This is a genomic window from Kumtagia sp. (assembly GCF_059502445.1).
In genome coordinates this window covers 1-24,067 of sequence record NZ_JCACER010000057.1, presented here as the reverse complement: position 1 = coordinate 24,067, position 24,067 = coordinate 1, and the positions used below count along the sequence as shown (strand labels likewise).

Annotated in this window: 31 protein-coding genes; 9 read left to right on the top strand and 22 right to left on the bottom strand. The window is 65.1% G+C overall.

Annotated elements, in window-relative coordinates; translation table 11 throughout:
• Window positions 1-76 precede the first annotated feature (76 nt).
• The 15 genes from AC5JDC_RS17325 to AC5JDC_RS17255 form a co-directional block, all read right to left on the bottom strand.
• Window positions 77-478 carry a gene transfer agent family protein gene (locus AC5JDC_RS17325; RefSeq protein WP_495843079.1) on the bottom strand — a complete coding sequence of 134 codons (402 nt, stop codon included), beginning with the start codon at window positions 476-478 and terminating at the stop codon, window positions 77-79.
• Window positions 475-930 (bottom strand): phage tail tube protein, encoded by a 456-nt coding sequence (locus AC5JDC_RS17320; RefSeq protein WP_106771254.1) that lies wholly within the window; start codon window positions 928-930, stop codon window positions 475-477. Before AC5JDC_RS17320 ends, AC5JDC_RS17325 begins: the two co-directional genes overlap by 4 nt.
• Before the next feature lie 27 nt (window positions 931-957).
• Window positions 958-1,359: a DUF3168 domain-containing protein gene (locus AC5JDC_RS17315; RefSeq protein WP_495843078.1), complete on the bottom strand. Its 402-nt coding sequence runs from the start codon at window positions 1,357-1,359 to the stop codon at window positions 958-960.
• Window positions 1,356-1,772 carry an HK97-gp10 family putative phage morphogenesis protein gene (locus tag AC5JDC_RS17310; RefSeq protein ID WP_495843076.1) on the bottom strand — a complete coding sequence of 139 codons (417 nt, stop codon included), beginning with the start codon at window positions 1,770-1,772 and terminating at the stop codon, window positions 1,356-1,358. The genes AC5JDC_RS17315 and AC5JDC_RS17310 overlap by 4 nt, the downstream gene beginning before the upstream one ends.
• Window positions 1,769-2,116, bottom strand: coding sequence for a phage head completion protein (locus AC5JDC_RS17305; protein WP_495843074.1), 348 nt, complete (start codon window positions 2,114-2,116; stop codon window positions 1,769-1,771). Before AC5JDC_RS17305 ends, AC5JDC_RS17310 begins: the two co-directional genes overlap by 4 nt.
• The gene (locus AC5JDC_RS17300) at window positions 2,097-2,288 is read right to left on the bottom strand and encodes a hypothetical protein (RefSeq protein WP_106771250.1); all 192 of its coding nucleotides are present in this window, start codon (window positions 2,286-2,288) and stop codon (window positions 2,097-2,099) included. Before AC5JDC_RS17300 ends, AC5JDC_RS17305 begins: the two co-directional genes overlap by 20 nt.
• Window positions 2,288-2,893 (bottom strand): head-tail connector protein, encoded by a 606-nt coding sequence (locus AC5JDC_RS17295; protein WP_495843072.1) that lies wholly within the window; start codon window positions 2,891-2,893, stop codon window positions 2,288-2,290. Before AC5JDC_RS17295 ends, AC5JDC_RS17300 begins: the two co-directional genes overlap by 1 nt.
• Window positions 2,894-2,897: 4 nt before the next feature.
• Entirely contained in the window at window positions 2,898-3,431 is a 534-nt protein-coding gene (locus AC5JDC_RS17290) for a Rho termination factor N-terminal domain-containing protein (RefSeq protein ID WP_495843070.1), read from the bottom strand.
• Between the two features lie 58 nt (window positions 3,432-3,489).
• A complete protein-coding gene (locus tag AC5JDC_RS17285; RefSeq protein WP_106771247.1) occupies window positions 3,490-3,912 on the bottom strand; it encodes a hypothetical protein in 423 nt (140 codons plus the stop codon).
• A gap of 77 nt (window positions 3,913-3,989) precedes the next feature.
• Window positions 3,990-5,288, bottom strand: coding sequence for a phage major capsid protein (locus tag AC5JDC_RS17280; RefSeq protein WP_106771246.1), 1,299 nt, complete (start codon window positions 5,286-5,288; stop codon window positions 3,990-3,992).
• 94 nt (window positions 5,289-5,382) lie between these two features.
• Window positions 5,383-6,267: a S49 family peptidase gene (locus AC5JDC_RS17275; protein ID WP_495843067.1), complete on the bottom strand. Its 885-nt coding sequence runs from the start codon at window positions 6,265-6,267 to the stop codon at window positions 5,383-5,385.
• On the bottom strand, window positions 6,264-7,631 hold the full coding sequence (locus AC5JDC_RS17270; protein ID WP_106771244.1) for a phage portal protein: 1,368 nt from the start codon (window positions 7,629-7,631) through the stop codon (window positions 6,264-6,266). Before AC5JDC_RS17270 ends, AC5JDC_RS17275 begins: the two co-directional genes overlap by 4 nt.
• Entirely contained in the window at window positions 7,628-7,798 is a 171-nt protein-coding gene (locus tag AC5JDC_RS17265; protein WP_495843064.1) for a hypothetical protein, read from the bottom strand. The genes AC5JDC_RS17270 and AC5JDC_RS17265 overlap by 4 nt, the downstream gene beginning before the upstream one ends.
• Window positions 7,795-9,507, bottom strand: coding sequence for a terminase large subunit (locus AC5JDC_RS17260; protein ID WP_495843062.1), 1,713 nt, complete (start codon window positions 9,505-9,507; stop codon window positions 7,795-7,797). Before AC5JDC_RS17260 ends, AC5JDC_RS17265 begins: the two co-directional genes overlap by 4 nt.
• Window positions 9,479-9,958 carry a P27 family phage terminase small subunit gene (locus AC5JDC_RS17255; protein WP_495843060.1) on the bottom strand — a complete coding sequence of 160 codons (480 nt, stop codon included), beginning with the start codon at window positions 9,956-9,958 and terminating at the stop codon, window positions 9,479-9,481. The genes AC5JDC_RS17260 and AC5JDC_RS17255 overlap by 29 nt, the downstream gene beginning before the upstream one ends.
• Window positions 9,959-10,153: 195 nt before the next feature.
• On the opposite strand from AC5JDC_RS17255, the gene AC5JDC_RS17250 reads away from it, so the two are divergent.
• Window positions 10,154-10,579, top strand: a complete 426-nt coding sequence (locus AC5JDC_RS17250; protein WP_495843058.1) for a DUF983 domain-containing protein — start codon at window positions 10,154-10,156, stop codon at window positions 10,577-10,579.
• Between the two features lie 531 nt (window positions 10,580-11,110).
• Here AC5JDC_RS17250 and nusG read toward each other — a convergent pair.
• From nusG to AC5JDC_RS17215, 7 genes are all read right to left on the bottom strand, one after another.
• Window positions 11,111-11,758 carry a transcription termination/antitermination protein NusG gene (gene nusG / locus AC5JDC_RS17245; RefSeq protein WP_495843055.1) on the bottom strand — a complete coding sequence of 216 codons (648 nt, stop codon included), beginning with the start codon at window positions 11,756-11,758 and terminating at the stop codon, window positions 11,111-11,113.
• A complete protein-coding gene (locus AC5JDC_RS17240) occupies window positions 11,755-11,961 on the bottom strand; it encodes a hypothetical protein (protein ID WP_495843053.1) in 207 nt (68 codons plus the stop codon). Before AC5JDC_RS17240 ends, nusG begins: the two co-directional genes overlap by 4 nt.
• A complete protein-coding gene (locus AC5JDC_RS17235) occupies window positions 11,958-12,920 on the bottom strand; it encodes a DUF7146 domain-containing protein (RefSeq protein WP_495843050.1) in 963 nt (320 codons plus the stop codon). Before AC5JDC_RS17235 ends, AC5JDC_RS17240 begins: the two co-directional genes overlap by 4 nt.
• Window positions 12,910-14,403, bottom strand: a complete 1,494-nt coding sequence (locus AC5JDC_RS17230) for a DEAD/DEAH box helicase (protein ID WP_495843048.1) — start codon at window positions 14,401-14,403, stop codon at window positions 12,910-12,912. The genes AC5JDC_RS17235 and AC5JDC_RS17230 overlap by 11 nt, the downstream gene beginning before the upstream one ends.
• Window positions 14,400-14,915 (bottom strand): helix-turn-helix domain-containing protein, encoded by a 516-nt coding sequence (locus AC5JDC_RS17225; protein WP_495843046.1) that lies wholly within the window; start codon window positions 14,913-14,915, stop codon window positions 14,400-14,402. The genes AC5JDC_RS17230 and AC5JDC_RS17225 overlap by 4 nt, the downstream gene beginning before the upstream one ends.
• Window positions 14,912-15,784, bottom strand: a complete 873-nt coding sequence (locus tag AC5JDC_RS17220) for a ParB/RepB/Spo0J family partition protein (RefSeq protein ID WP_495843045.1) — start codon at window positions 15,782-15,784, stop codon at window positions 14,912-14,914. Before AC5JDC_RS17220 ends, AC5JDC_RS17225 begins: the two co-directional genes overlap by 4 nt.
• Window positions 15,785-15,875: 91 nt before the next feature.
• Window positions 15,876-16,100 (bottom strand): hypothetical protein, encoded by a 225-nt coding sequence (locus tag AC5JDC_RS17215; RefSeq protein ID WP_495843043.1) that lies wholly within the window; start codon window positions 16,098-16,100, stop codon window positions 15,876-15,878.
• 302 nt (window positions 16,101-16,402) lie between these two features.
• On the opposite strand from AC5JDC_RS17215, the gene AC5JDC_RS17210 reads away from it, so the two are divergent.
• The 8 genes from AC5JDC_RS17210 (at window position 16,403) to AC5JDC_RS17175 (ending at window position 23,931) form a co-directional block, all read left to right on the top strand.
• Window positions 16,403-17,602, top strand: coding sequence for a tyrosine-type recombinase/integrase (locus tag AC5JDC_RS17210; RefSeq protein WP_495843041.1), 1,200 nt, complete (start codon window positions 16,403-16,405; stop codon window positions 17,600-17,602).
• Window positions 17,603-18,097: 495 nt separating this feature from the next.
• A complete protein-coding gene (locus AC5JDC_RS17205; RefSeq protein WP_495843039.1) occupies window positions 18,098-18,979 on the top strand; it encodes a glycine betaine ABC transporter substrate-binding protein in 882 nt (293 codons plus the stop codon).
• A gap of 88 nt (window positions 18,980-19,067) precedes the next feature.
• The gene (locus AC5JDC_RS17200) at window positions 19,068-19,691 is read left to right on the top strand and encodes an ABC transporter permease (RefSeq protein ID WP_495843037.1); all 624 of its coding nucleotides are present in this window, start codon (window positions 19,068-19,070) and stop codon (window positions 19,689-19,691) included.
• A complete protein-coding gene (locus AC5JDC_RS17195; RefSeq protein ID WP_495843035.1) occupies window positions 19,688-20,335 on the top strand; it encodes an ABC transporter permease in 648 nt (215 codons plus the stop codon). Before AC5JDC_RS17200 ends, AC5JDC_RS17195 begins: the two co-directional genes overlap by 4 nt.
• The gene (locus AC5JDC_RS17190) at window positions 20,332-21,264 is read left to right on the top strand and encodes an ABC transporter ATP-binding protein (RefSeq protein WP_495843033.1); all 933 of its coding nucleotides are present in this window, start codon (window positions 20,332-20,334) and stop codon (window positions 21,262-21,264) included. The genes AC5JDC_RS17195 and AC5JDC_RS17190 overlap by 4 nt, the downstream gene beginning before the upstream one ends.
• Before the next feature lie 2 nt (window positions 21,265-21,266).
• Window positions 21,267-21,929: an LLM class flavin-dependent oxidoreductase gene (locus AC5JDC_RS17185; protein WP_495843031.1), complete on the top strand. Its 663-nt coding sequence runs from the start codon at window positions 21,267-21,269 to the stop codon at window positions 21,927-21,929.
• Window positions 21,926-23,176: an LLM class flavin-dependent oxidoreductase gene (locus tag AC5JDC_RS17180; RefSeq protein ID WP_495843029.1), complete on the top strand. Its 1,251-nt coding sequence runs from the start codon at window positions 21,926-21,928 to the stop codon at window positions 23,174-23,176. The genes AC5JDC_RS17185 and AC5JDC_RS17180 overlap by 4 nt, the downstream gene beginning before the upstream one ends.
• The gene (locus AC5JDC_RS17175; RefSeq protein WP_495843027.1) at window positions 23,173-23,931 is read left to right on the top strand and encodes a hypothetical protein; all 759 of its coding nucleotides are present in this window, start codon (window positions 23,173-23,175) and stop codon (window positions 23,929-23,931) included. Before AC5JDC_RS17180 ends, AC5JDC_RS17175 begins: the two co-directional genes overlap by 4 nt.
• Window positions 23,932-24,067: the final 136 nt, after the last annotated feature.

Below are 24,067 nucleotides of genomic sequence, written 5' to 3'. Positions count from 1 at the left end.
CCATGCGCCCTGTTCCAGCCGCGCACCATCGCCAGATACTGCCCAAGTGACAGCGCGCCCACTTCGTGGATTCCCATCACGATGGCGTTTCCGTAGATGGCGCCGAAGTCGAGCCGTTGGACTTCGGCGCCGTCTGTTCCCCCGCGTCGTTCGTCTCCGTTGTGTGGACGCGATGCAGGGCGGCCAGCAGGATAGCTTCGGCGAGCGCTACGCTCTCGTGCAGCGGCCTGTCGTCGACATAGCGTGTCACCAGAAGCCGCGCATCGACCGGCTTCATGCCTCCACCGACCAGACCAAGCCGGATCGTCTCTGAATAGTGCTTCAGACGAGCAGAGGGTGTCGTGGCGTTCATGTTCGCGAAGAGCAGGAACACCGACATGTCGCATGCGGCCTCCAGCTCCTCGATCTCGGCCAGGCCGAGCCGGAACGTGTGCGTCCCGCCGCCCCAGTCGAGCTCGATCGCCCCGTGCCGGGTCACGGCGTCGCATCCGTCCAGGTGATCGTCCCGTCGTTCATCAGCGTGACCGACACGTCCGCATGCTCCTTGCGGGTGCCGGACACCTGGAACTCGGTCAGGTGGAAGGCGCCCTGCCAATAGCCGCCGCCATCCGCCGCCGGCACGTTGATGCGCACGCGCACGTTCTTGGTCGCGTCGCCCGCGTACCAGGTCCACCAGTTCTCCAGCGAGGTCGTGTGCACCTTGCCGGCGCCGGTGATGGTCGCCGACAGCCCGTCCTTGTTGCGCTGGAACCAGCCCGGCAGTTCCGGCGATTCGCAGTCCGGCACGACCGTGTCGTTGGTGGTCGAGGTGAACTGGATGCCGCGCTCGGTATTGATGAGGCAGTCATGGGCAAAGCCTTCGGTCGGCGTGGCCCCGTCGCCGATCTGCACGAGCAGCTGCTCGCCGTTCATGACCTTGATGGCAGCCATGATGTTCTCCTGGGAATGAGAGGCTGGTCAAGCCGGGGTGAGGAGATGGCGCACGCTGACCACGGCGTGCTCGGTGATTCCGTCGGGATCGCGCATGCTGCGCAGCACATCGAGCTGCGCCACCGCTACGGTGAAGCCGGGGACGGCGAGGCCGTTCGTCACCAGCCGCTCGACGACCGCTGCCGCGATGGCTTTTGCTTCCAGCTTCGACTTCGCCGGCGGCCGCGACCACACATGGATGTCGGAGAAGGCCTCCCAGCCGTCGCCGCAGCTCGTGCCGTCGTCGCCCACCTGCTCGTCGCCGATGGTGATGTAGGGGAACACGAGCCGCTTCTTCTCCGGCGGGTTGTCGTAGACCCTGCCCTCGCACAGCGCCGGCGCGGCCGTCAGCGCCGCATAGATCGCCTTCTGCAGCGCGTCGCCGATCACTTGCCGAGCGCCTTCTTCGCGCCGGCGCGCATGGCCCTTGCCATCCGCGCCCGTACTCGTTTGCGGGCAAGCCTGTAGGCAGGGAAGAAGTACGGGTTGGCGCTCATCTCCTGCGTGCCGAACTCCTGGAAGCGCGCGTAGAACGCCTTGCCGCCGCCGGCGAACAGCGTGACGGCAAGCCCTGCCTCCGCCTTTACGGTCCGCGCGGCGCTGCTCAGCGCGCCCTGGGGCGCCTCGCCGAAGCTGTAGCCGATCGACGTCCGCAGAGCCCCGCTCTCGACCGGCACGAAGCGGCGCATCAGGTCGGTCGTCTCTTCCGCCGACACTTTGAGCGACGTGCGGATTTCGTCGCGCATTGCCTGCGGCAGCGCCTGTAACTGCTTCAGGAACTTGTCCTTGCCGGCGATCTTCATGTGGCGACGCCCTTTTCGGCGGTGAGCCGCACCCATGCCGGGTCCGACGCGGTGTCGACGAAGCGGATGTTGAAGACGTCGGCCGGCCGGCGCGCGTCGCGCATCTGCCAGTCGGTGGTGATCTGCCGGGTCTGCGTGGACGAGCGCACCACCACGTCGACGATGTGCCGCCCCTGCAGCCTGGCGGCCGTCACGGCCTCGTCGCCGCGCGGCCGGAAGAAGCCGGCCCACACGGTGAACTGCGGTGCAAAACCGTCGACCACGCCGCCGCCGCCGTCGCTGACGGGTGCCACCGGCGCCTCGAAGGTGACGCGCTGATCGAGCCTACCCGCGCCGAGCCCCATCGCGTTCCCCTTTTCGCGGAGCGGCCGTCCTGACCGCCCGGCCGAGACGCAGCGCCTGCTCTGCGCACTCGCGCGTCACATTGGCGACCGTTCCTACCTTGTAGGCGAGCGTGAACAGCCCCTTGCGCGCCGCCGGCGAGAAGTCGTGGTCGGCCGTGAACCGCACCCACATCACAGGCTCCAGATGCGCAGGGTGGACAACAGCGCCTCGGCGCTGGCGACTGGCGGCAGCGCGTTTACGGCAACGCCGGCCACCACCTCCTCGCGATTTTCGTACCAGGCGCCGACATAAAGCAGGATCGCCACAATGGCCTTCTCCGGTACGGTGCGCACCGGCGTCTCGCCATCGGTGTCGGGATATCCCGCCACGTACCGAATCTTGACCGACCCATGGTCGCGGCGCGCCGCCGGCCATGAACCGTTATAGACCGGCGCCACCATATGATCGTCCACGATCCGCCACTGGTCGGTGGCGAGCGTCGTTTCTGCGCCGTCCTGGTCGAGATATTTGACCGATTCCACCTCGACGATCGGCCGGAACGGCAGCGCGATCAGATTGCCCCGGCACTGCTCATGGAAGGAAACCATGCTCAGTTCCAGCGTCTGCACGCCGAGCGAACGGCCAAGCCAGCCGGTCGGCGGGCTGACATGCTGCGTCGCCGCCGCCACCAGCCGGGCGATCAGCGCATCGTCGTCGGTATGGTCGACGCGCAGATGCATCTTGGCTTCCGCCAAGGTGATCACCGGGGCCGGCGGCGTGATGACGGCGACGTGCATTGGCCTACCTCGCAGCCCGCGCGGCGCGGATCGCGGCGACGATGTCATCCTTTTTGGACGCATCGCCGAGCTCGATCTCCTCGACCTTCGCCAGGTCCTGCAGGTCCTTGATCGTGAGATTGTCGAGATCGGCCGCCTGCTTTTCCGCATCGACGGCGGCGATTTCCTCCGGCGTGCTTCGCGACGCGTAGCCTTTCGGCGGATACTGCGAGGCCGGATAGCCGGCCGCGACATATTCCGCCACCGTGGGGCCATCCTGCTTTAGAGTGCCGGTCCGTTTCGCCTTTGCGGCGGCGGCTTCGCGTTGGCGCTTGGCCTCTTCGGCGGCCTCTGTCCGGGCGCGCTCTTCCAGTGCCGCTTCCGCATCGGATTTCGGCCCGGCAACCGCTTTCAGCGCTTCCTCCGGCAGGCAGCCGGCGGCGATCAGCCGTTTGGCCTGCTCCAGATTGGGTGCCGGGCTGAACTCATCGCCGCGTGTGAAGCGCTTCCCGCTGCGCACATCGACGCACGCGGAAAGCACGGTCAGAGCCTTGTTCATGATCATGATCTCCAGTGGGGAAGGCCGGCATTCGCGCCGGCTGGGTCAGAAGCCCCCGTCAAGCGCCGGCCGGCCAGTACCGGGAGCCGGACAAGACGGCGAGCGCGGTGACGAATATGTTGCCGGCGTCGTTACCGCTCGGCGTGATCGTCAGGCGCACGTAGTTCTTCGGCCCGACATAGCCGATCTTGCGGGTTTCATTGTCGTCGTCGGCCGCCGTGAAGCCTGCGGCCGCCTCTGTGCCGGTGAGCTGGCTGTCGGGTACCGCGGCGGCGTCCGACAGGTTGGCTGCGTCGCCATGCTCGACCAGCACCGCGAATGTGGCGTTGGCATCGGTGTTGGCGCCGATGTTGATGGCGAAGCACATCTTGTCGAAACCGGACAGGTCGATGATCTGCGACACGATGGCGGTGTTGTCGGTGCGCGCCGCCTGCGGGCTGATCGCGCGGCGGAAGGTGAGATGATTTGCGAGGTCGCGCATGGCGATCTCCTTTCATGACAGAGGTTGCGACGAAGGGGGATCGGGCCGGTCCGAAACCGGCCCGCATGCGCGGCCGATCAGGCCGGGATGTCGAGGCCGACGAAGGGCGAAACCTCGTAGCCGTTCTCTTCCTTGATCGGCGCGTGCATCCAGGGCGCGCCGTCGACGTTCCAGAAGATCTTGATCACGGTCTTGTTCGAGGTGAACTTGACGTGCTCGGAGGCGGCGACGAACGGGCCGGAGCCGTCCTTGATCAGGTAGTACTTCCAGTCGGCCAGAAGCACGTCGCCCTTGGTACCAAGCGCCGGCGCCCGGTTGTTCCAGCGCACGGGATAGCCGAGCAGGTTGCCCGCGAAGCCTTCGCGCGCGTTGGCCTGCCAGATGTAGTGCCCCTCCGGGTCGACCATCTGGGCGATCTGCGGCAGCACCGACTGCGACATCGACCACACCGGCGTGCCGCCGCGCATCAGCAGGACGGCGACCATCTTCACCAAGTCGACGTAACTGACCTGGTTGGCAACGGCGCGGTTGATGTATTTGGTCGCGCCGGCATTCAGCGCGCCGAGCGGTTGGGTGACGCCATTGCCCCGAAGGAAGGCATAGTCTTCCGCCGCGTTGACGCCCTCGCGCATCAGCCCCTCGATGAAAGTGCTGGACGCCGCCCAATTGCGCAGCAGCTTGTCCGTAACCGTCACGAAACCTGCGATCTCGTGCGGCGTGAGAGTGACGCCCCTCAGATCGGCGTCGGTTTCGGGCTTGTCGCCGCCCTCCTCGATCCAAGAGAAGGTCATGCCACCGAACATGTTGGCGGGATTGGCACCGCTCTGGTCGAGCGCCGGCATGGTGATCGACGCATCGGGAGGAGAGCCTGCCGGGATAACCTGGGCGCGCGGGCGCACCAAGGCATCCTGCGGCTGGACCCGCAGGATTGTCGAGCGGAACTGCGTCGGCACCATGAAGCCACCGGACGTGTCGTTGTCCATGCGGAATTCGGCGCGGACATCGCCAGTGGCCGGGTCGATCGCGGCGGGATTGTGCTCCACGAATTCGAGGCGCTGGTCGCTCGGGCGGAAGCGCACGGCGTGCATGAACTCGCCGAGGGTCTCGAACTCGCGCGCCGCTTCCGGCCCGCCCTGCCGCTGGATATTCGCCTGGCGCGACACCGCCGGAACGATGGCGTTCAGCGCGGCTTCATCGCCCTCGACCGCCTCCAGGCGTTCGATCCGCTTGTCGAGGTCTTCCTTGGAAGCCTTCGCCGCGTCGAATGCAGTCTGCTCCTCCGCCGAGAGATCGCGATCCTCGGCCTCGGCCTTTTCGATGATTCCGCGCATCTCGGCGACGAGCTTTGCGCGCTTCTCTCGGAGCTGCTTCAGCATGGGTTTCTCCTGTGTTGCTGAATGCCGGATAGGACTTCGCATCGCCCCGGCCGGCACCAGGAGCGCGATTTTCGAGCCGTGAATTCGGAATGGGTTAGAGGGCCAGCGCCCGCTTCTCTCTGGCGGAGGCGAGCTTGCGCTTCGGCGGCGCACCGACGAAGCGACCGATCGTTTCGTCAAGCGTTGCGATGGAATCGGCCATGCCAGCATCGATCGCCGCCTGCGCCATCACCATGCGACCTTTGCCGAAACCCTCGCGTACGGCGCTTTGCGACACGCCGCGGTTGCGCGCCACCGTCTTGATGAACTGGTCGTTATAGGCATTCACCCGCGCCTGGCGATGCGCGATGGCCTCTTCGCTCAGTGGACCGAATGGGTTTCCCTCGGCCTTGAACTCGCCGGCGGAGATGATCGTCTTTTTGACGCCCATCTTCTCCAGCGCTCCGCTGAGATCGTCATGTACGCCGTAAACGCCGATCGATCCGACTTCCGCCGACGGCGCCAGCACCATCTCATCAGCCGCCGTGGCGATCCAGTAAGCGGCGCTCGCCGCCGTGGCGTTGACATGAGCGACGATGGGTTTGCGGCCCCGCGCGGCAAAAATCCTACCCGACAGCTCGTCGGTCCCGCTCACGGCTCCGCCAGGGCTGTCGACGTCGAGGATGATCGCCTTTACGGCGTCGTCGACCACCGCGGCGTCGAACAGCCGGCCAAATCCTTCCGAGCTGGTGCCGCCCGAAATGTCCGACATCATGTTCATGCGGTTGGCGATGACGCCGCGCAGCGGCAGCACCGCGACGTTTCCTTCTTGCCGCGCCACGGCCTGTTCGGTCTTCCTCGTGATCCGCGCCACCATGTCGTCTGGAAGCTTCTCGCCGGCCGCCTGCAAGGCCAGGAACGCCACCACCTGGTCGAGCTTCTGCGGATCGAGCGCCCAGATTTCGGCCGCGACCGCCAACAGGATGTGCGCATACCTCATTCGGCGTCCCTTTCTGCCCGTTCGTCTGCCTCTTCCTCTTCAGGGTCGGGCGCGCGGTTGGCCGCCCCAGGCGAGCCGTTCGGCTGATAGTTCGGATCGGTCGCTCGCTTCAGCGTGACCATGTTGGCCGGCACGAAGTGCTCGTCGCCTTCCGGGCCGATCGGGTCCTCGTCTTCCAGTTGCAGGATGCGGTTCGGAGAGAAGCCGCCGACCGCGAAAATCTTGTTGTAGAATTCGGCGCGGGTCTTCATGTCGCCGCGCAGCAAGGCGTTCACGTTGAACTTGACGTAAAAACCCTGTTCCTTTTCCTCTTCGGTGAAGAGCTTCCAGTTCAACTCCTGCTCCCAGGCGTCGACCCATGGGCCGACCGTCTGGCGGATGAAGCCGATCATCAACTGTTCGATGCCGGAGCCCCACGAGGTGGTTTTCTCGTGGCTTTGCAGCAGGATCAGCGGCACGTCGAATATGCGGGCGATTTCCGCGATCTGAAATTCGCGGGTGCCGAGAAACTGCGCATCCTCGGGCGGAATCGTCGTCTGGACGAACTTCATGCCCTCTTCGAGCACCTTGACCCGGTGCGCGTTTTCCAGCCCGCCCTGGCTTTCCAGGCGCGACGCCGGGCTTTCGGAGGAACGTTCCTTCTCACCGCCGGGCCTGGTGAGGTTCTGGTGCGCCTGCGGGCCGAGCCGGCCGGGATGCAGCAGGAAGCCGCCGGATTTGGCATCGTTGGCGAAGAACTTGCCGCCGAACGTCTCCGTTGCGATTCCCAGCGCGACTGCCTCGCGGTGCAGCGCGATCTGCGACATGCCGACATAGCCATCCTGGCTCTGATCCATGATGTGGATCACGTTGTCGGGGTCGAGCCGATGGCGCCTGCCGTCGATCGTCGTTTCGTACCAGTGCTCCCCGTCACGGCGCACCGGGCCGGTCCTGTCGGGCAGCAGCGGATAGAGGCCAACCGCCTGGCCACGGCCGTTGCGCTCGATCTCGCCGTAACCGTTACCCCAGAGCAGCGCATGACCCTGCGTCGTCTTGCGAACGGTGCGCGACGACATCAAGTCGTTTGGCCGGACGCCGATGCGTGAGGCAAAAGGATGCTGGCCGGGACCGTTGCCGGGCAGCACGGCTTCCTTACCGCCAGCCGGGCGTGTCCGGTATATGCGCAGCGGGAACCATGCCAGCGGGTTCGAAATCCGGTTGACGCAGGCATAGACCGGTGTGAGCCGGAGCGCGGTGTGCTCGCTGACCGCAACGCCGGAGTTCGTCTTGCCGCCGCCGATGATCTGCATGAGCCAGCCGGAGGGCGAGGTGAGCGATCCGGCATTCTGGTACGTCGAGCCGAACAGGCTGGCGAACAGGCTCATGAGCGTCGTCCCAACAGAATCGCACCGCAGAGCAGGAGCGTGCCGCAGACGATCATGGCGGCCGGCACGTAAATCATGGCCGTGCCGCTCGTTATGAGCACAATGCCGCCGAGGCCGAGGACATCGACCGCTTCCAGCAATCGGCGCGGGTTCTGCTGCTCGCTCAAACCTCGATCTCCAGGATGCCGCGCTGCTCGTAGATCGACGGGTCGTCGCCGCCTTGCATCCAGCGCGCGAGCGCCATCATGTGCGCGACGGGACCATCGATCTTGTTCTCCGCGCGGTCCTTGCGTGGATAGACGTTGTCCTTGGCGTCTGCCTTGGCCACGACGTTCGACAGCATCCAGGTGAACACCGGGTCGCCGTTGTGGGCGATCTTCCTCGACCGGATCAGACCGTCCATCTGCTTCATGGCCGGCGAGAAGTTCAGTACCAGCGGCCGAACCTCCACCGTGATGAAGCCCTCGTCACGCAGCTCCGACATCATCATGTGCGCCTGGTGCGGGTCGAAGGCGATCTCGTCGATGAGAAAACCCTGGTCGCGAAGCCCGAGGATGTCGTCGCGGATCGTCACATAGTCGATCATGTCGCCGTCGGTCTGGGTGATCCAAGCCTCGGGCGCATCACGCCAGCCGCGATAATGCTGGTTTTCCGGCAGCTCGATCGTTGCCTCCGGCAGATAGTATTTGCCAAACCGCGCATACCCGCCCTCATGTTCGAAAGTCAGTTCCATAGCCGCGATGTCGATGGTGGAAGCGAGGTCCAGACCGAGAATGCAGCGGCGCCCTCTGAAGTCTTCAAGCCGCAGCTCTGGCCGTGCGCTCTCGTTCCACTTCTGGATGTCGAAGTAGGCGTTCCGAGCCTGCACCCACATGTTGAGGTGCTTGGTCTTGAACACCCCCGCCTTGCGCGGGTTCTGGATCGCGTCGCGCTGGCGGGCGCGCAGGAACTCACCCTTTACGCTGACATCGTAGTTCGGATTGGCCTTGCGCAGCGCCAGCTCCGAAGTCCAGTCGTCGTCCTTGTCGACGCCAAACATCAGGGCGAACAGCTCGTCGTTCTCGATTACCCCTTCAAGAACCTTCTGCGCTTCCTGAACCGCTGCGTAGCAGGGACCTGCCAGGTTATCGCCGGCCGTGGTGATGATGAGCAGCAGCGGCTGTTCGCGGGCACCCATGCCCGTTTCCATCGTGTCGACCATCCGGTCAGTCGCATGCTCGTGATACTCGTCCACGATTGCGCAGGACGGAGAGGCACCATCGCCGGGATCGCCGATCAGAGGCTCGAACTTCGATCCGTCACCCAGCCGATGCACGCTCTTCGCTCCGACCGTAATGCCGAAGTGGTCGAGCAGGGCCGGCGTCTTTATCGCCATCAGCCGGGCCGGCTTGAACACCTCCCATGCCTGCTTTTCGGTCGTCGCGCCGGAATACACCTCTGCGCCGTGGTCGCCGTCGATCGTCATCATGCCGAGGCCGACGCCGGCCGCCCATGTCGACTTCGCGTTCTTGCGCGGCTCCAGGATCAGCGCCTTGCGGAAGCGCCGGAGCCCGTCCTGCTTGCGCAGCCAGCCAAAGATGCAGATCGTCTTGAAACACTGCCACGGCTCCAGCCGTAGCTTCTCGCCTTTCCTCGCCCACTCGCCCTTGATGTGCGGCAGCAGTTCGACGAACTGGCACCACTTCTCCGCCGCCTTCGGATCGAACCGATAGGGGAAGTTGTGGCTTGCCGAGGCCTCCAGGTCGTCGAGATGGCGCTTACAGGCGAGAACCACCCATTTGCAGGCCGGGACCTTCCCGGCGGCTACATCCCTTGCATATTGATTGCCGACCGCGACATGCGGGTGATCAGCCGAGCGCCGCGAACGGGTTTTCATTGGTGCTCTTGTTCGCCGACACTTTCGAACGAGCCGCCGGCGACAGGCCGAATTCGACCAGCAGCGACTGCGCGTGCCTCATCGCCTCGCTGCGCTGCGCCACCGCCGGATGTCCCTTGATCTGCTGGCTGATGACCCGGCCTTGCTGGTCATACTCGGCCGAGCTAACGAAGGTGCGCCCGCCGTCCTCGATGATGGCCGTGCAGATTTCCACCTCCTCGAGCCTCGACGCCGCCATCGCCAGCATCGCCGTGTCCGAAGCCGAGCCCACACCCATCGATCCGACGATGCCGACGAGCTGATCGAAAATTTCCGCTGCCCGCGCCGACAGCCATTCGGGTGCAGTCGGCAACTCCGACAACGGCACCGGCGCATCCGGGTTCGTTCGGTCGGGCCGGTCCGTGCCGGCGACCACCTTGAGATGGTCGGGCTTGCGCTTCCTGCCGGCCATGGAAAATCTCTTTCATTTTGACGGCGCAAAAATCTGGCGGGGCGCCGGTCTAGCCGGGAGAGGCCCCAGAGATTCGACCCACCCCCTCCCTCGGGAGGAGCTGCGGCTATTCGCGCGGTAGCATCTGGAACATTTGATCGATCATGATCTGCGCGAGGCTCGGGAACCTCTTGGCTGAGCTGCTGTTGGGGCGAGATGGCTACGTCATTCAACGAAACGACCAATCCGGCGCTAACCGGCATTCAAGGTCTCTGTCCCCGTTGCCAGCGTGGGCATCTGTTCGCCGGGTTCCTGCGGCTGGCACCCAAGTGCGAAGTCTGCGGTTTGGACTTCTCGTTCGCTGATCCGGCAGACGGACCGGCCTTTTTCTCGATGTCAATTGCCGCAGTGCCGGCACTGGCCTTCGCGCTGTGGCTACAACTGACCTACGAGCCACCAGTCTGGGCTCACCTGTTTATCACGCTGCCGCTGACGCTCCTGCTTTGCATGCTGCTGCTTCGGCCGCTCAAGGGCTGGCTGGTGTGTTCCCAATACTTCCACAAGGCAGAGGAAGGCACGATCGATCGGGAATGGCATCGGGCTCAATCGGAAGCCGCTCGGAAGCTTCGTCCTCCCGAATAGGCCCTTTCCTCCCGCTGCTTCTGACTTGAGTGGCAGCGCCATGGTGCCTGGTCGCATAGTGATTGCAGCGGCTGGTTCCAGAACAGCTCGTAGTCGCCTCGGTGCGGGATCGGGTGGTCGGCTACCGTTGCCGGCGTGATCCGTCCTTCCTTCAGGCAGTTGGCACAGAGTGGTTCGCGGGCGAGCTGGTCTGCTCGGATCGCCTGCCATCTCGCTGTCTTGTACCAGCGGCGCCAGGGCTGCTGATCGCGCTGTTTATCAAACTGTCGGCGCTGCTGCGGCCGGTTGCCCGAACCGGCCGCGCGGTGGACAGGGGGCTTGCTGGGCATCAGCGATTTGTAGAGATTGTCTAAGCTGTTCGGGATCTCTAGGCATACGAACCCATTGCGCCCAGGCGCTTGCTGGGGCCGGGTCCGCTCCGCTGGCAGCGCCCGAAGGCCCCCAATCAGACGAGCAAGGTCATCCGCAACCACGTATATCTGATTTGCGCAGGATCAACAACCCTGCGCATTCGCTGTGCGCACATGATCATCATGCTGCTTTTGTTCCGCCGCGCTGAGGCGCCTTCTCCAGCTGTCCGGGCTCGAACTCGACCGGCGTCTGGCGGTTGAAAATTTCAACCAGCGCGCGGACACGACCGTCATGCGTCAGGTCGTCGACAATGGCGAGGAACGAGGCAAACGGGCCATCAGTGACGATGAACTGCTCGCCAGCTCGGAACCGCGCCCCCAACCTGTCCCGCTCGGATTCGCCGCGGAACCGCTTGCCGGCCGCGGTATCGTCATAGGCGCTGCTGAACTCGGCTGCCATCAACGTCTCTATGACCGCCTGGGGAATACGCAGCGGGCCGTCGGCGCCGCCGAGCGGGCCGAGCACTTCCTTCAGAGATCGGACCTCATCCCAGTTGTCGACTGCGCCACCAGGCCGGGGATGGACGATGAACATGTATCCGGGGAGAAGCGGTTCGGACCACTCGGCCATGACACGCAGCCGCCTGTTGAACCGGTCGACCCGGCGGCGGGGCAGATAGCTGTCGTACCCCATTTCGCGAAGGGAGTTGAAGGCGATGTCGGAGGCACCAGCCTTCTGCCGTAGGTCATAGGTGGGTCGGAGCCGCAATGCGAACCAGCGTCGGTCGTGGATCGCGATGGCGAGGCAGCCGGGAACGTTTATCTTCAATCGTCAGTCCTCCGTTTTGCCGCTCGGCGATAGTCCTCGGCAGCCTGGGTGAGAACGCGGTGCTCGCGCCGGCGGATGTCGATCTCCCAATCCGGACGCTTAGCTCTTCCGGCATCAAAATCGGCCAGCCAAGTCGCTTTTGACCGGACGAGCTTGTTCAGTTCGTCCGCCATTTCGGCGTGGGAGAAGCGCGCTTCGGTCATGCCGCCAGCCCTCGCCGGGCTATCAACACGTCGTTCCAATCGTCTCCCGTCGAGGACGGAATCTCGACGCTCACCCTGATGTTGCGCTGGCAGGCGAGGCGGTGGGCGAGGCTGTTCGCCGCGGCCTGGCCACCAAACTTTGGATCGTTGTCGCCAAAGATGATCACCTGAACCGTTTCAGGCGGCGGCTCCCATCCCGTCAGGATCGTTGAGTTGATTGCTGCCCAAACCGGGATGCGGAACAGCTCTGCCGCCGCCAGTGCAGTCTCGATGCCCTCGGCTATTCCCATGACGGGCTCGGGCGGGAACAGCCGGATCGCCGAGCCTTTCGCGATGCTGCCCCACATGGTCTTTCGAACCGGATCGACCACCGCCTTTGCCCCCGATAACGTCAGGTAGGTTCGGTGCAGATTAGTCGGTTTCCCATCCGGCGCCGTGATCTTTGCCACCATTGCCGGATGCCAGCTCTTTAGCCCGCCCTCGGTTTCGTGCTTGGTGCTCTCGATCTTGCGAAGTGCTGACGAAAAGCGATCCTGCCGGATACCTCGGCTCCCCAGATACCTGTCGACGAAGTCTCCGGGCTTGATCAGGCTGCATGCATCCCACAGGTTCTGCATGGCGGTGCGGGCTTCCGGGTCGGTACCCTTCGCCTTCGGCACCTTCACCGAGATATCGCCTATGACGGTCTCGATCTCGCGAGCTGCCTTGGCGAAATCCCATTGATGGAAGCGCATGACAAAATCGATGCCCGTTCCCGTTCCGCACCCGCTGCCGTTCGGATTGCAGATGAACCGGCCATCGCCATCCTTGTCGGTGTAGCGGAACCGATCCTTGCCTCCGCAGAATGGGCATGGCTGATGCCTACGGGTGTCCAGCAGTTTTGCCGGTATTCCGAGGGCCGGCAGGATGCCATGCCAACGTCCACGGGCGCGATCGAGCAGTGGAGTCTCATGCCGCATGGTGCACGGCCTCCGCAGCTTTCTTTGCCTTCTCCTGCCCCTTGGCCCAGGCGATTGCCTTGGCGCGAATCCAGTTGCCGACCTCGATGTCAGGTTTTGTTGGCGTAACGTGGATGCCGTTCGGCCAGACGCCGAACTTGTCCCGGTAGCGATGTGCTGCCCAGCCGTGCGCCTTCTTCCGGTCGTCCTGATACCAAAGCAGCATGGAGTACCACTTCTTTTTCGTCTCCATGTCCGGCTTAGCCTGGCGGCCGGCGAGATGGGCGAGTTCACCGTTGCGCGTCTCGACCTCGTGGATACGCTGTGGCGCGAATCCGCAGGACGGGCATTTGTGGACACCTGCGGGCTTTACATACAAACAGGACGGACATTCCTTCGGCTTCGGCGCAGGCCATTCCGGACGGGCACCGGCCGACGAAGCTTTGCGTTCCTTCCCATCGTCGAGACGGTCGTGATGAATGTCGGTGACGAACCCGAGGTTGAGCGTCGTGTCGCTGTGATCGAGAATCAGACAGTCCTGCTTGCCTAGTGCCCGGCGCAGGCCTCGGCCGATTATCTGGACGTAGAGCATCTCCGATTTGGTCGGCCTGGCCAGGATCAGACAGCGGACATCCCAATCTACTCCGGTCGTGAGCACGCCGACATTGACGACGACGCGGATGTCACCGGCCTCGAAACCGCGCTGGACCCGCTTGCGCTCCTCCCGATCGGTGTTCCCGTCCACATAGGCGCAGGCGACGCCGGCCCGAGCGAAATCGCGCTCCAGACTCCGGGCATGGCCACGGTTCACAGCGAAGCAAAGGGTCGGCCGGTTCTCGCCAAGCTTCAGCCAGGTCGACACGACATCCGCGGTCAATTTCGGCTTGTCCATAACTTCCGCCAGATCGCCCTCGGCGTAGTCGCCGGCGACGGTGCGGACCCCCGTCAGATCGGGATGAGACGGAGCGTAGACGCGGAAGTCGGACAGAAAGCCATCCCGGATGAGCTGTCGCGTCGTGGCGCCGACGATCAGGGTATCGAAGTGCTTTCCCAGCCCCCGCGTCCATGGCGTGGCCGACAGCCCGATGAACGGAAGCCGCTCCTCCTGCCGCATCCACTGAAAGATGATCTTGTGGGCTCTGTGCGCCTCGTCGACGATCACGAGGTCGGTGTCGGGCAACTTGCGTCTGGTCAGCGTTTGCACGCTGGCGATCTGCACCGGCATTTCCGGGTTTGTGAGGGGGTGCTGCGCCTGGATAACCCCGATGTCGGAGATCCCGCCGGCACCAAATCGCTCGACGGTCTGGTCGATCAACTCGATTGCGGGCACGGTGAACACGACCCGACGGTTCTTTGCTAGCGCTCGCTTGACGATCTCCAGTGCAGTGTCCGTCTTGCCGCTGCCGGTCGGCATCATCAGCATCGGACGGCGACGCCCTTCGGCCATGGCCTGCCACAGAAGGCCGATGGCACGGGTCTGGTGTTCCCACAGCTGCCGCGTCATGCCGCGCCCCTCCGCTGGAACGGCACGACGTTGATCAGGTTGCAGTTTGCCCTGTCAGAGAGGATGCCTCCCCGTGTCGCGCTACAACCTTCAACCTTGGAGATTCCCTCTTCCTGATAGGGAGAAGTAGTTTTTCTCTTAGTTATTCCCCGGACAAATTGACCGGTTGGAACGGACAAATTGTCCGGTTGGAACTTGGGACGCCGCGCCATAACGATTGTGGCCCGGCCTATGTCGAAGTCGCGATGGAGGGCAAGCACCACAAGATCGGTTGTGCGCCCCATACGCCCCTTGCTACGGCACCGGCGCGTGATCACTCCGAACTGCTGAAGCGTCATAAGCGCTCGCCGAACTGACCGTTCGGAAACGCCGCAATCGGCGGCGAGCGTCGCCTGCGAAGGGTATGCGGCTCCGCTGCTGTCGGCATACTGTGCCAGGCGGGTAACCAGGGCGCTCAACAACCCATCGCCAAAGCGCTGACGCTTCGCCCATTTCATCGCTACACTGCTCATGCCGCGATGCCCTCCCGGACTTGGCCGAACACCTGCTCCAGATGAGCGAGGCGCTGGAACATTGCGGCCCGCATGGTCGGAGGGCAGAGGCGGAGATAGTCGTCGGGCTGGAGTTCGCTGAGGAACAGGACCGCCGACCTGAGCTCGTCATAGGTCGGGCCGACTGCGTTGGCCGATTGCGGCGGGTCCGAACGGCGTGCCATCGTGCTGCTTTTGGCGACGGTCGTTTTGCGTTCGCGGCGCCGAAGGTCGGCGAGGTCGCGCTTGGCGACCGTCATCTGGTCGCTGACCCACAAGCGCTTGAGCTTGTCCATGTAGGTACCGGTGTCGAGTTCCGTGCCTTGGATGAAGGCAAGAACGTCGTCGGCGATCTTCTCGCCGCGCTCGGCATGAAGCTGCACGGTGCGTTCGGATTGGCCTGTAACTTTAGCCGTTTCGGCGGTGAACCGTTCGACCTCGCCATCATGTCGCAAAGTTTGCGACTTGCTGCGGTCGCCGCCATGCCTGGTCTCTGGATGCATTTCCAAATGGATCGCCTTGCGCCGCGCCGTCTGCTTCGCCCGGTCAGCCGGGGACAGTTCGGCGCGGCACAGGTTCTCGTCGATCATCGCCAGTTCGGCGCGGAGATCGTCCGCTTCGACGATGATGCAGTCGATCTCCCGCCAGCCGAGCAGTTCGCATGCTTGGAGCCGGTGTGATCCGGCGACAACCTCGAACCCGTCACCCACGGGGCGGACCGTGACGGGGTTTATCAGCCGCCCAATCTTCTCGATGCTGTCGCAAAGCGCCGCAAGTGCTTCTTCGCTGCGGTGGCGCGCATCGGGACGGTGCCGGATGTCTTCGATAGGGATACTTACGACGGAGGTCATGGTGCTGCGGCCTCTTGTCGCGCGCCTGCGAGGCGCAGGCGACGCAATACTGCCCACGGAGTGGCGGTTTCGAAGGAAGAAGGCTTGATGCCTACGCTGCTTCTCCGTGCATCTCGCGACGGAAGACGCGGATGCTCAGCGCCCAGCGGCGGCCGACCTTGCGGGCGCCGGGAATGTGCCCCTGCTGGAGAGCGTAGAAGACCTTGCGCGGGTCGGGTTCGTCTATCGCCTCGCCGATGGCATGGACGCCGTAGACGATTTCGGGCTGACGGTGGTTGTCCGCAGGAGCGGACTCGTGGTTAAATGAGGTCGTCACGATTGATGGTCTCCATCTCGTGGTTAAACGGGTGGCGGGGCTACTTTTTCCAGGAGCAGGCCCCGCCGCTTTTGCGTTCAGGACGCATCGCCAGAACATGCTGCCAATATACTGTAGTTCTTTCCCAGTGTGCATTGCTCAGCGCACTTAATCACAGTTTCCTCAATGTTTCGGTTAGCTTTCTTAAGTGAAAACAGGCAGTTACAGGAAAACGATAAATCCCTTGACGAACCGTCTGACACAAGGATTTAATGGCACACAATACGATTTACCGCGAAGTCCACAGGTGGCGGGGGATTCGGATGTCTGTTCGCAAGCGCGTCTGGAAGACCAGTAAGGGCGAGGAGAAAACCGCTTGGCTCGTTGACTACGTTGACGCTAGGGGCAAGCGCCGCCGGAAGACATTCACCCGGAAGAAGCAGGCCGACGATTTCGAGGCGACGGCCCGGGTCGAGGTCCGCGACGGCGTGCACGTTGCCGACCGCGACACCGTGACCATCAAGAAGGCAGGCGAGTTCTGGATTGCCAGCGGCGAGGCTGCCGGGCTGGAGCGCTCCACCATCAACCAGCGCAAGCGGCACCTGAAATTCCATATCGTACCGCTAATAGGTGACACGCTGTTATCCAAGGTGAGCGTGCCATTCGTGCGGGCTTTCGAGGATACGCTGCGCGACGGCCGGTCGCCGGCAATGGTCAAGAAGGTGGTCGGCTCGCTCGGCTCCATTCTCTCGGACGCTACGGAGCGCGGGCTGGCGGCGCGCAATCCGGTGCGCGACATGCGCGGCACGCGCAAGGGCAAGGAGCGGCGGGCGGAGAAGCGCCAGAAAGGCAAGCTGGAAGTCGGCGTCGATATTCCGACGCGTGATGAGATCAAGGCCCTTGTCGATGCGCTGGAAGGCCGATGGCGGCCACTTATCATGACGGCCATATTTACCGGAATACGGTCGTCGGAGTTGCGCGGCCTGCGCTGGAACGATTTCGATTATCTCGCCGCGACAATTCGCGTTCATCAACGGGCGGATGAGTTCGGAGAAATAGGCCCGCCCAAGTCGGATGCAGGCAAGCGGACGATTCCACTTCCGAAGATACTGGCGACCACACTCAGAGAATTGCGCCTAAAAAGCTGGCGCAATGGCAAGGAGAACACGCTTGTGTTCGCCAACGGCCAAGGTAATCCAGAGAGCCACGCCAACATCATTAACCGCGGCCTCGTGCCGGCGATGGTGAGGGCCGGAATTACGATCGACACCGGAAAGAAGGATGAGGAAGGCGCCCCGATCCTCAAGGCGAAATACAGCGGCCTTCACGCCCTGCGCCATTTCTATGCGTCATGGCTCATCAACCCGAAGGATCGCGGCGGACTGGGATTGCCGCTCAAGATCGTGCAGGAGCGTATGGGGCACAGTTCGATCACCATGACGGCCGACACCTATGGCCACCTGTTCCCGCGCGGCGATGACGGCGCCGAATTGGCCGAGGCCGCGAATGCGCTTCTGGCGTGAATGGCACATGGACGGCACATACGTCATTTTTTCATTGCAATATCAATACCGGATCGAGGAATCATAATCCTTGTGTCGGGGGTTCGAATCCCTCCTCCGCTACCAAAATATACCAAAAAATTCAAAAGCTTGATCGTTACCAGTCGGCGCCCGTCTGGCCCCCGAAAACGGGCGGGCCTTGCCCTGAACGTTGGATGCCAGGACAGGCGGATTCGGTCGACCGGCGTTCGTCCTCCATCAACTTGCCGTCAGGTTATCCGTGCATTCCGGGCCGAGAGCTGCGTCGAGGAAGATCATGCCGTCCCTCATGCGCAGCGGCGTCGATCTTACCTGCGCCGGGCGCGCGAGAAGCGGCTTCGCCCCGCAACGGCCATCTGCGAAATGCGTCACGGACGCTGACATTTTTGCGTGCTGCCGCGCGGATTTGGGATAGCGACCTCTGCCAAAGGATGCCAATCTGCGCCAGATTGTTGCCGCCTCAACTGGAGCCTCCCCATGTTTTCGACAATCCTGAAGGCCGCCGGCATCGGCCTCGCGGTCGCCATCGCCTCGGTCCTTCCGGCCCAGGCCGAGCCGGTCAAGATCGGCAGCAAGAATTTCACCGAACAGTTCATCGTCGCCGAAATCTACGCCCAGGCGCTGGAGAAGGCCGGCATCGAGGTGCAGAAGCGCCTCAACCTCGGCGCCACCCAGATCGCCCACACTGCGCTGACCAGCGGCGAGATCGACCTCTATCCGGAATACACCGGCACCGCGCTGGCCGCGGTCGTGAAGGGCGAGCTCACCAGCGACGCCGACAAGATCTACGCCGACGTGAAGACCTATTACGAGGGCCAGCTCGGCCTCACCCTGCTGAAGCCGACCGCCATCAACAACGGCTATGCCATCATCCTGCTGCCGGAGAAGGCGGAGGAGTACAAGCTGAAGACGCTTTCCGACCTCGGCCCCGCGTCGAAGGACCTGACCTTCGGCGCCGAGGGCACCTTCGGCGAGCGCAAGGACGGCCTGCCCGGCCTGGAGAGCGTCTACGGCATCAAGTTCAAGGAGTTCGTCAAGTTCGCCAAGCTCGGCATCCGCTACAGCGCGCTGACCAGCAAGCAGATCGACGTATCCTTCGGCTTCTCCACCGACTGGCAGATCGAGGACAGCAAGCTCGCCGTGCTCGACGACGACAAGGGGCTGTTCCCGCCCTACTACCTCGTGCCCATCGTGCGCCAGGATGCGCTGAAGGCCAATCCCAGGATCGCCGAGGTGCTGGACAGGATCGCGCCGCTGCTCACCAACGAGAAGATGCGCGCCATGAACGCCGCGGTCGAGCGCGACCGCAAGGAGCCGGCCGAGGTCGCCGCCGAATTCCTGGCGGCCGAAGGTATCTGACCTCCGAGCGACCGGCCCGCGCCGGGCGCGGGCCGGCGTTCTCCGGCGAGGGGAATGCGCATGACGGGCCGCGCGTGAAACCATCCGCATGACCTGGGCACACAAGAACATCGGCCTGATCGCCGAGGCCGCCGGCCAGCATCTGCTGCTGTCGTTCCTGTCGGTGCTCATCGGCTGCGCCGTCGCGCTGGTGCTCGGCATCGTCTCGGCGCGGCGGCCGCGCCTCTACGCCGTCTTCCTGACCATCGCCGGCATCATCTTCGTCATCCCGAGCCTGGCGCTGTTCGCCTTCCTGATCCCGGTCATGGGTCTCGGCATGAAGCCGGCGCTGACCGGCCTGTCGTCCTATTGCGTGCTGATCCTGCTGCGCAACGTCGTCACCGGGCTGCGCAGCGTGCCGGACGACGTGCTCGACGCCGCCGACGGCATGGGCTTCAGCCGCTGGCAGCGGCTGGTGCGGATCGAGCTGCCGCTGGCGCTGCCGCTGATCGTCTCGGGCATCCGCATCGCGCTGGTCACCGTCATCGGCATCGCCACCGTCGCCGCCTTCATCGATGCCGGCGGCCTCGGCACCATCATCCTGCAAGGCATCGACCAGAGCTGGCCGGAGAAGATCATCGTCGGCGGTGCCCTGACGGCGGCGATCGCCATCTTCTTCGACCTCTCCATGACCTGGATCGAGCGCCGCCTGCTGCGCTGGAGGCAGGCATGACCCTGCTCGCCCAGGCGATCGACTGGATCATCCAGAACCCGGAAGAATTCAACCGGGCGCTCGGCCAGCACCTCTTGATGTCGATCACCGCGATCGTCTTCGCGCTTCTCATCGGCCTGCCGCTGGCGGTGCTGATCCTGCGCCACGGCAGCATGGCGGCGGCCGCCATCAACTCGGTCAACGGCCTGCGCACGCTGCCCAGCCTCGCTATCCTCGCCATCATGATGCCCATCCTCGGCATCGGCCTGTGGCCGTCCATCGTCGCGCTGACCATCCTCGCTCTGCCGCCGATCCTCATCAACGCCTATATCGGTCTGCGCGACGTCGACGCCGACGTGATCGAGGCGGCGACCGGCATGGGCATGAGCGAGCGGCAGATCCTGCGCAAGATTCGCATTCCGCTCGCCGCGCCCGCCATGTTCGCCGGCCTGCGCACCGCCTCGGTGCAGGTGCTGGCCGGCGCGACGCTGGCGCCCTTCATCGGCGGCGGCGGGCTCGGCGACTTCATCGCCGTCGGCATAGCCGGCATGGACCAGGCGCGCCTGCTGGTCGGCGCCGTGCCGATCGCCCTGCTGGCGCTCGGCACCGAATTCCTGCTCGGCCAGACCGAGCGGCTGCTGTTCGGAGAAAGACGCGCCGCATGATCACCATGAAGAACGTCACCAAGCGCTTCGACGGCACCGGCGCCGCGGCCGTCGACGATCTCAGCCTCGACATCCCCGACGGCATAACGGTGGCGCTGGTCGGGCCGTCCGGCTGCGGCAAGACGACGACCATGCGCATGATCAACCGGCTGATCGAGCCGACCAGCGGGACGATTCTGGTCAGCGGCAGGGACGTGCGCGCCGCCGCCGACGCCGTCGAATTGCGCCGCCACATCGGCTACGTCATCCAGCAGGTCGGCCTGTTCCCGCACATGACCATCGCGCAGAACATCGCCTCGGTGCCGCGGCTGCTCGGCTGGGACGCCGGGCGCATCCGCGCCCGCAGCAGCGAGCTGATGCAGCTCGTAGGGCTTGAGCAGAGCATGCTGGAGCGCTACCCGCGCCAGCTCTCCGGCGGACAGCGGCAGCGCGTCGGCGTGGCGCGGGCGCTCGCCGCCGACCCGCCGGTGCTGCTCATGGACGAGCCGTTCGGCGCCATCGACCCGATCGCACGCACTCGGCTGCAGAACGAGTTCCGGCAGATCCTGAAGCGTGTCAAGAAGACGGTCGTGATGGTGACGCACGACATCGACGAGGCGGTGCGGCTCGGCGACCGCATCGCCATCATGCGCGACGGCCGCATCGTCCAGTACGATACGCCGGAGACGATCCTGTCGCGGCCGGCCGATGGCTTCGTCGAGAATTTCGTCGGCGCCGACCGCGCGCTCAAGCGGCTGACGCTGTTCTCGACCGGGAGCATCATGACGCCCGGCACCGGCGATGCGTCGCTGCCGCGCGTCGACAAGGACGGCGACCTTCGCGACGCGCTGTCGGCGATCGTGGCGGCGAGGAGCACGGCGGCGGCCGTGGTGGACGAGGAGGGAAAAATGATCGGGACGATCACCCAGGCCGCGATCCTGGCGGTGTGACGATGGCCGGCATTCCGCAAACGCTCGCCATTTCCGGCGAATTCGCTGACTGGCCGCTCGACCAGTTGACGGCTGTCATCAAGCGCGCCGACCAGGCCGGCGTCGAGACGGCGGTCCTGCCGGACACTATCCCGCCGGCGGAGGGCGGCGCCGGCTGGCCCGACGCGCTGATCCTGATCGGCTGGCTTGCCGCCTCGACCGGTCGGATCAGGTTTCTCGGGCGTGTGTCGAGCCTCGGCCACCAGCCCTACAATCTGGCGCGGCGCCTCGCCTCGCTCGACCTGATCAGCGGCGGACGGGCCGGCTGGCTGGTGGCGGACGCGGATTTCGACGCCGCATTCGCGGCCTTCAGCGGCAAGGCCAGGCTGGAGGGCGTGGACCTGGCGGACCGAGAGAAGGAATTTGCCGCCGTGGTCGAAGGCCTGTGGGAAAGCTGGGACGCCGACGCGCTTCTGCTGGACAAGCAGGCCGGGCGCTTCTTCAGGCCGGACGCCATGCACCCGCTCGACCATGACGGCGCGCATTTCTCCGTCCGCGGGCCGCTCAACGTGATGCGCTCGCCGCGCGGCCGGCCGGACCTGCTGCGGGAAGCCGACCTCGGGCCCGTCGCCACGGCCGAGACGCCGCGGACGGCATTCGCCATTCTCGACGGGAGCGCGCCATGAAACAGATGAAGCTCGGCGCCTTCCTGATGCCGACCGGCCACCATATCGCCGGCTGGCGGCACCCGGCCGCGGCCGCCGATGCCGGCATCGATGTCGGCCACATGATCCGGCTGGCGCAAACGGCAGAGCGCGGGCTGTTCGACCTCGTCTTCTTCGAGGACGCGGCCGGCGTGCGCGAGGCGCGGGTCGAACTCGCCGCGCAGACGTCGCGCTCCATCGGCTTCGAGCCGGTGAGCCTGCTCGCCGCGCTCGCCGCCCACACATCGCATGTCGGCCTCGTGGCCACCGCCTCGACGTCCTACAACGAGCCCTTCGCGCTGGCGCGCGCCTTCGCCACGCTCGACCTGGTCAGCGGCGGTCGCGCCGGCTGGAACCTCGTCACCTCGGCCAGCGAGATCGAGGCTGCGAATTTCGGCGCGCAGGGCCTGCGCGCCCATCGCGACCGCTATGCGCGGGCCGGCGAGTTCGCCGACATCGTGCTCGGCCTGTGGGATCCGGCCACCCGCACCGGCACGCTCGGCCACGACGGCGAGAGTTTCGCCGTCCGCCAGGGGCTGGGCATTCCGGCCTCGCCGCAGGGCCGGCCGGTCATGGTGCAGGCCGGCTCCTCCGATGTCGGCCGCGACCTCGCCGCACGCACCGCCGACGTGGTGTTCGTGGCCACCCAGACCTTATCCGTCGCCAAGGAATTCTACGACGACGTGAAGGCGCGCGCGGCGCGGGCGGGCCGCGATCCCGACCACATCAAGATCATGCCCGGCGTCTCGCCGGTCGTCGCCGACAGCCGCGCCGAGGCGCAGGCGAAGTTCGACGAGCTGCAGGCGCTGATCCCCGACGATGTCGGGCTGGCGCTGCTCGCCAGCTATCTCGCCACCGATGCGCTGAACGGGCTGCCGCTCGACGGGCCGCTGCCCGAGCTGAAGTCGACCGAGGGCATGCAGAGCCGCCAGGCGCTGGTGGTGGAGCAGTCGCGCCGCGACGGCCTCAGCATCCGCCAGGTGGCGCAGCATTTCGCCGGCGCGCGCGGGCACTGGCGGCTGGTCGGCACCGCCGCCGACGTCGCCGATCAGATGGAAGAATGGTTCAGGCGCGGCGCGGCCGACGGCTTCAACGTCATGCCGGCCTATTTCCCCGGCGAGCTCGACAGCTTCGTCGACCGGGTCATTCCGGAGCTGCAGCGCCGCGGGCTCTTCCGCACGGCCTATGAAGGCGGCACGCTGCGGCGCAACCTCGGCCTCGCCGCTTGAGCCCCGTCGCCGGCAGGATCCTCGACGATATCCGGCGGCTCGCACCATTCGAGCCGCGCGAGGACGAGATCGGCGACCTCGCCAGCGCCTATCGCATCCAGGACGAGGTGACCGACGCCTTGCTCGGCGACCGGCCGGGCCGAAAGATCGCCGGCTACAAGATCGCCTTCAACCGGCCGAGCTCTCTCGACTACTACACGCTGGCCGAGCCGTGCTTCGCGCCGCTGTTCTCCGACCAGATCCATCCATCGGGCATCGAGCTGCCGCTCGTCGCCTTCCGCGAGCTGGTCGTCGAGCCGGAGATCGCGGTGCGGCTCGCCGCCCCGCTCGACGGACACGAGGAGCGCGCCGCCGTGGCCGCAGCCATCGCGGCCTGTCTGCCGGCCATCGAGCTGATGGACGTGCGCGGCGCCTTCGCCCGCGATCCAAGTGCCGCCGCCGCGGTCGCCCAGCGCATCTACAGCCAGGGCGCGGTGCTGGGTCCGGAATCGCCAATCGGCTCCCTCGCCCCCTTCGTCACGGCGAGCCTCGACGTCGACGGCGTCCGCCTCGGCGAAGCGACGGGTGCGGCGCCGCAGGACCCGATCGATGCCGTTGCCTGGCTCGCAGGCCGCCTCGCCCGCGACGGGCGGCGGCTGGAGGCCGGCATGGTGGTGCTCACCGGCGCGCATCTGCCCGGCCATGCCCTTCCGAAGCGCTGCGAGGCACGCGTGGTACTCGCGCCGCTGGGTGGTGTTTTGTTGCGAGTTGTCTAGCCGCGGAATGAACTGACGACGGCTTTGCGCCCCGATTTTTCGGCTGCCAGGAGTCCCCCTCTCCGTCTCGCCCTTCGGGCTCGCCACCTCTCCCCCGCTTTGGGCTACGGCATGCACACATCTTGGTCGTTTGTGG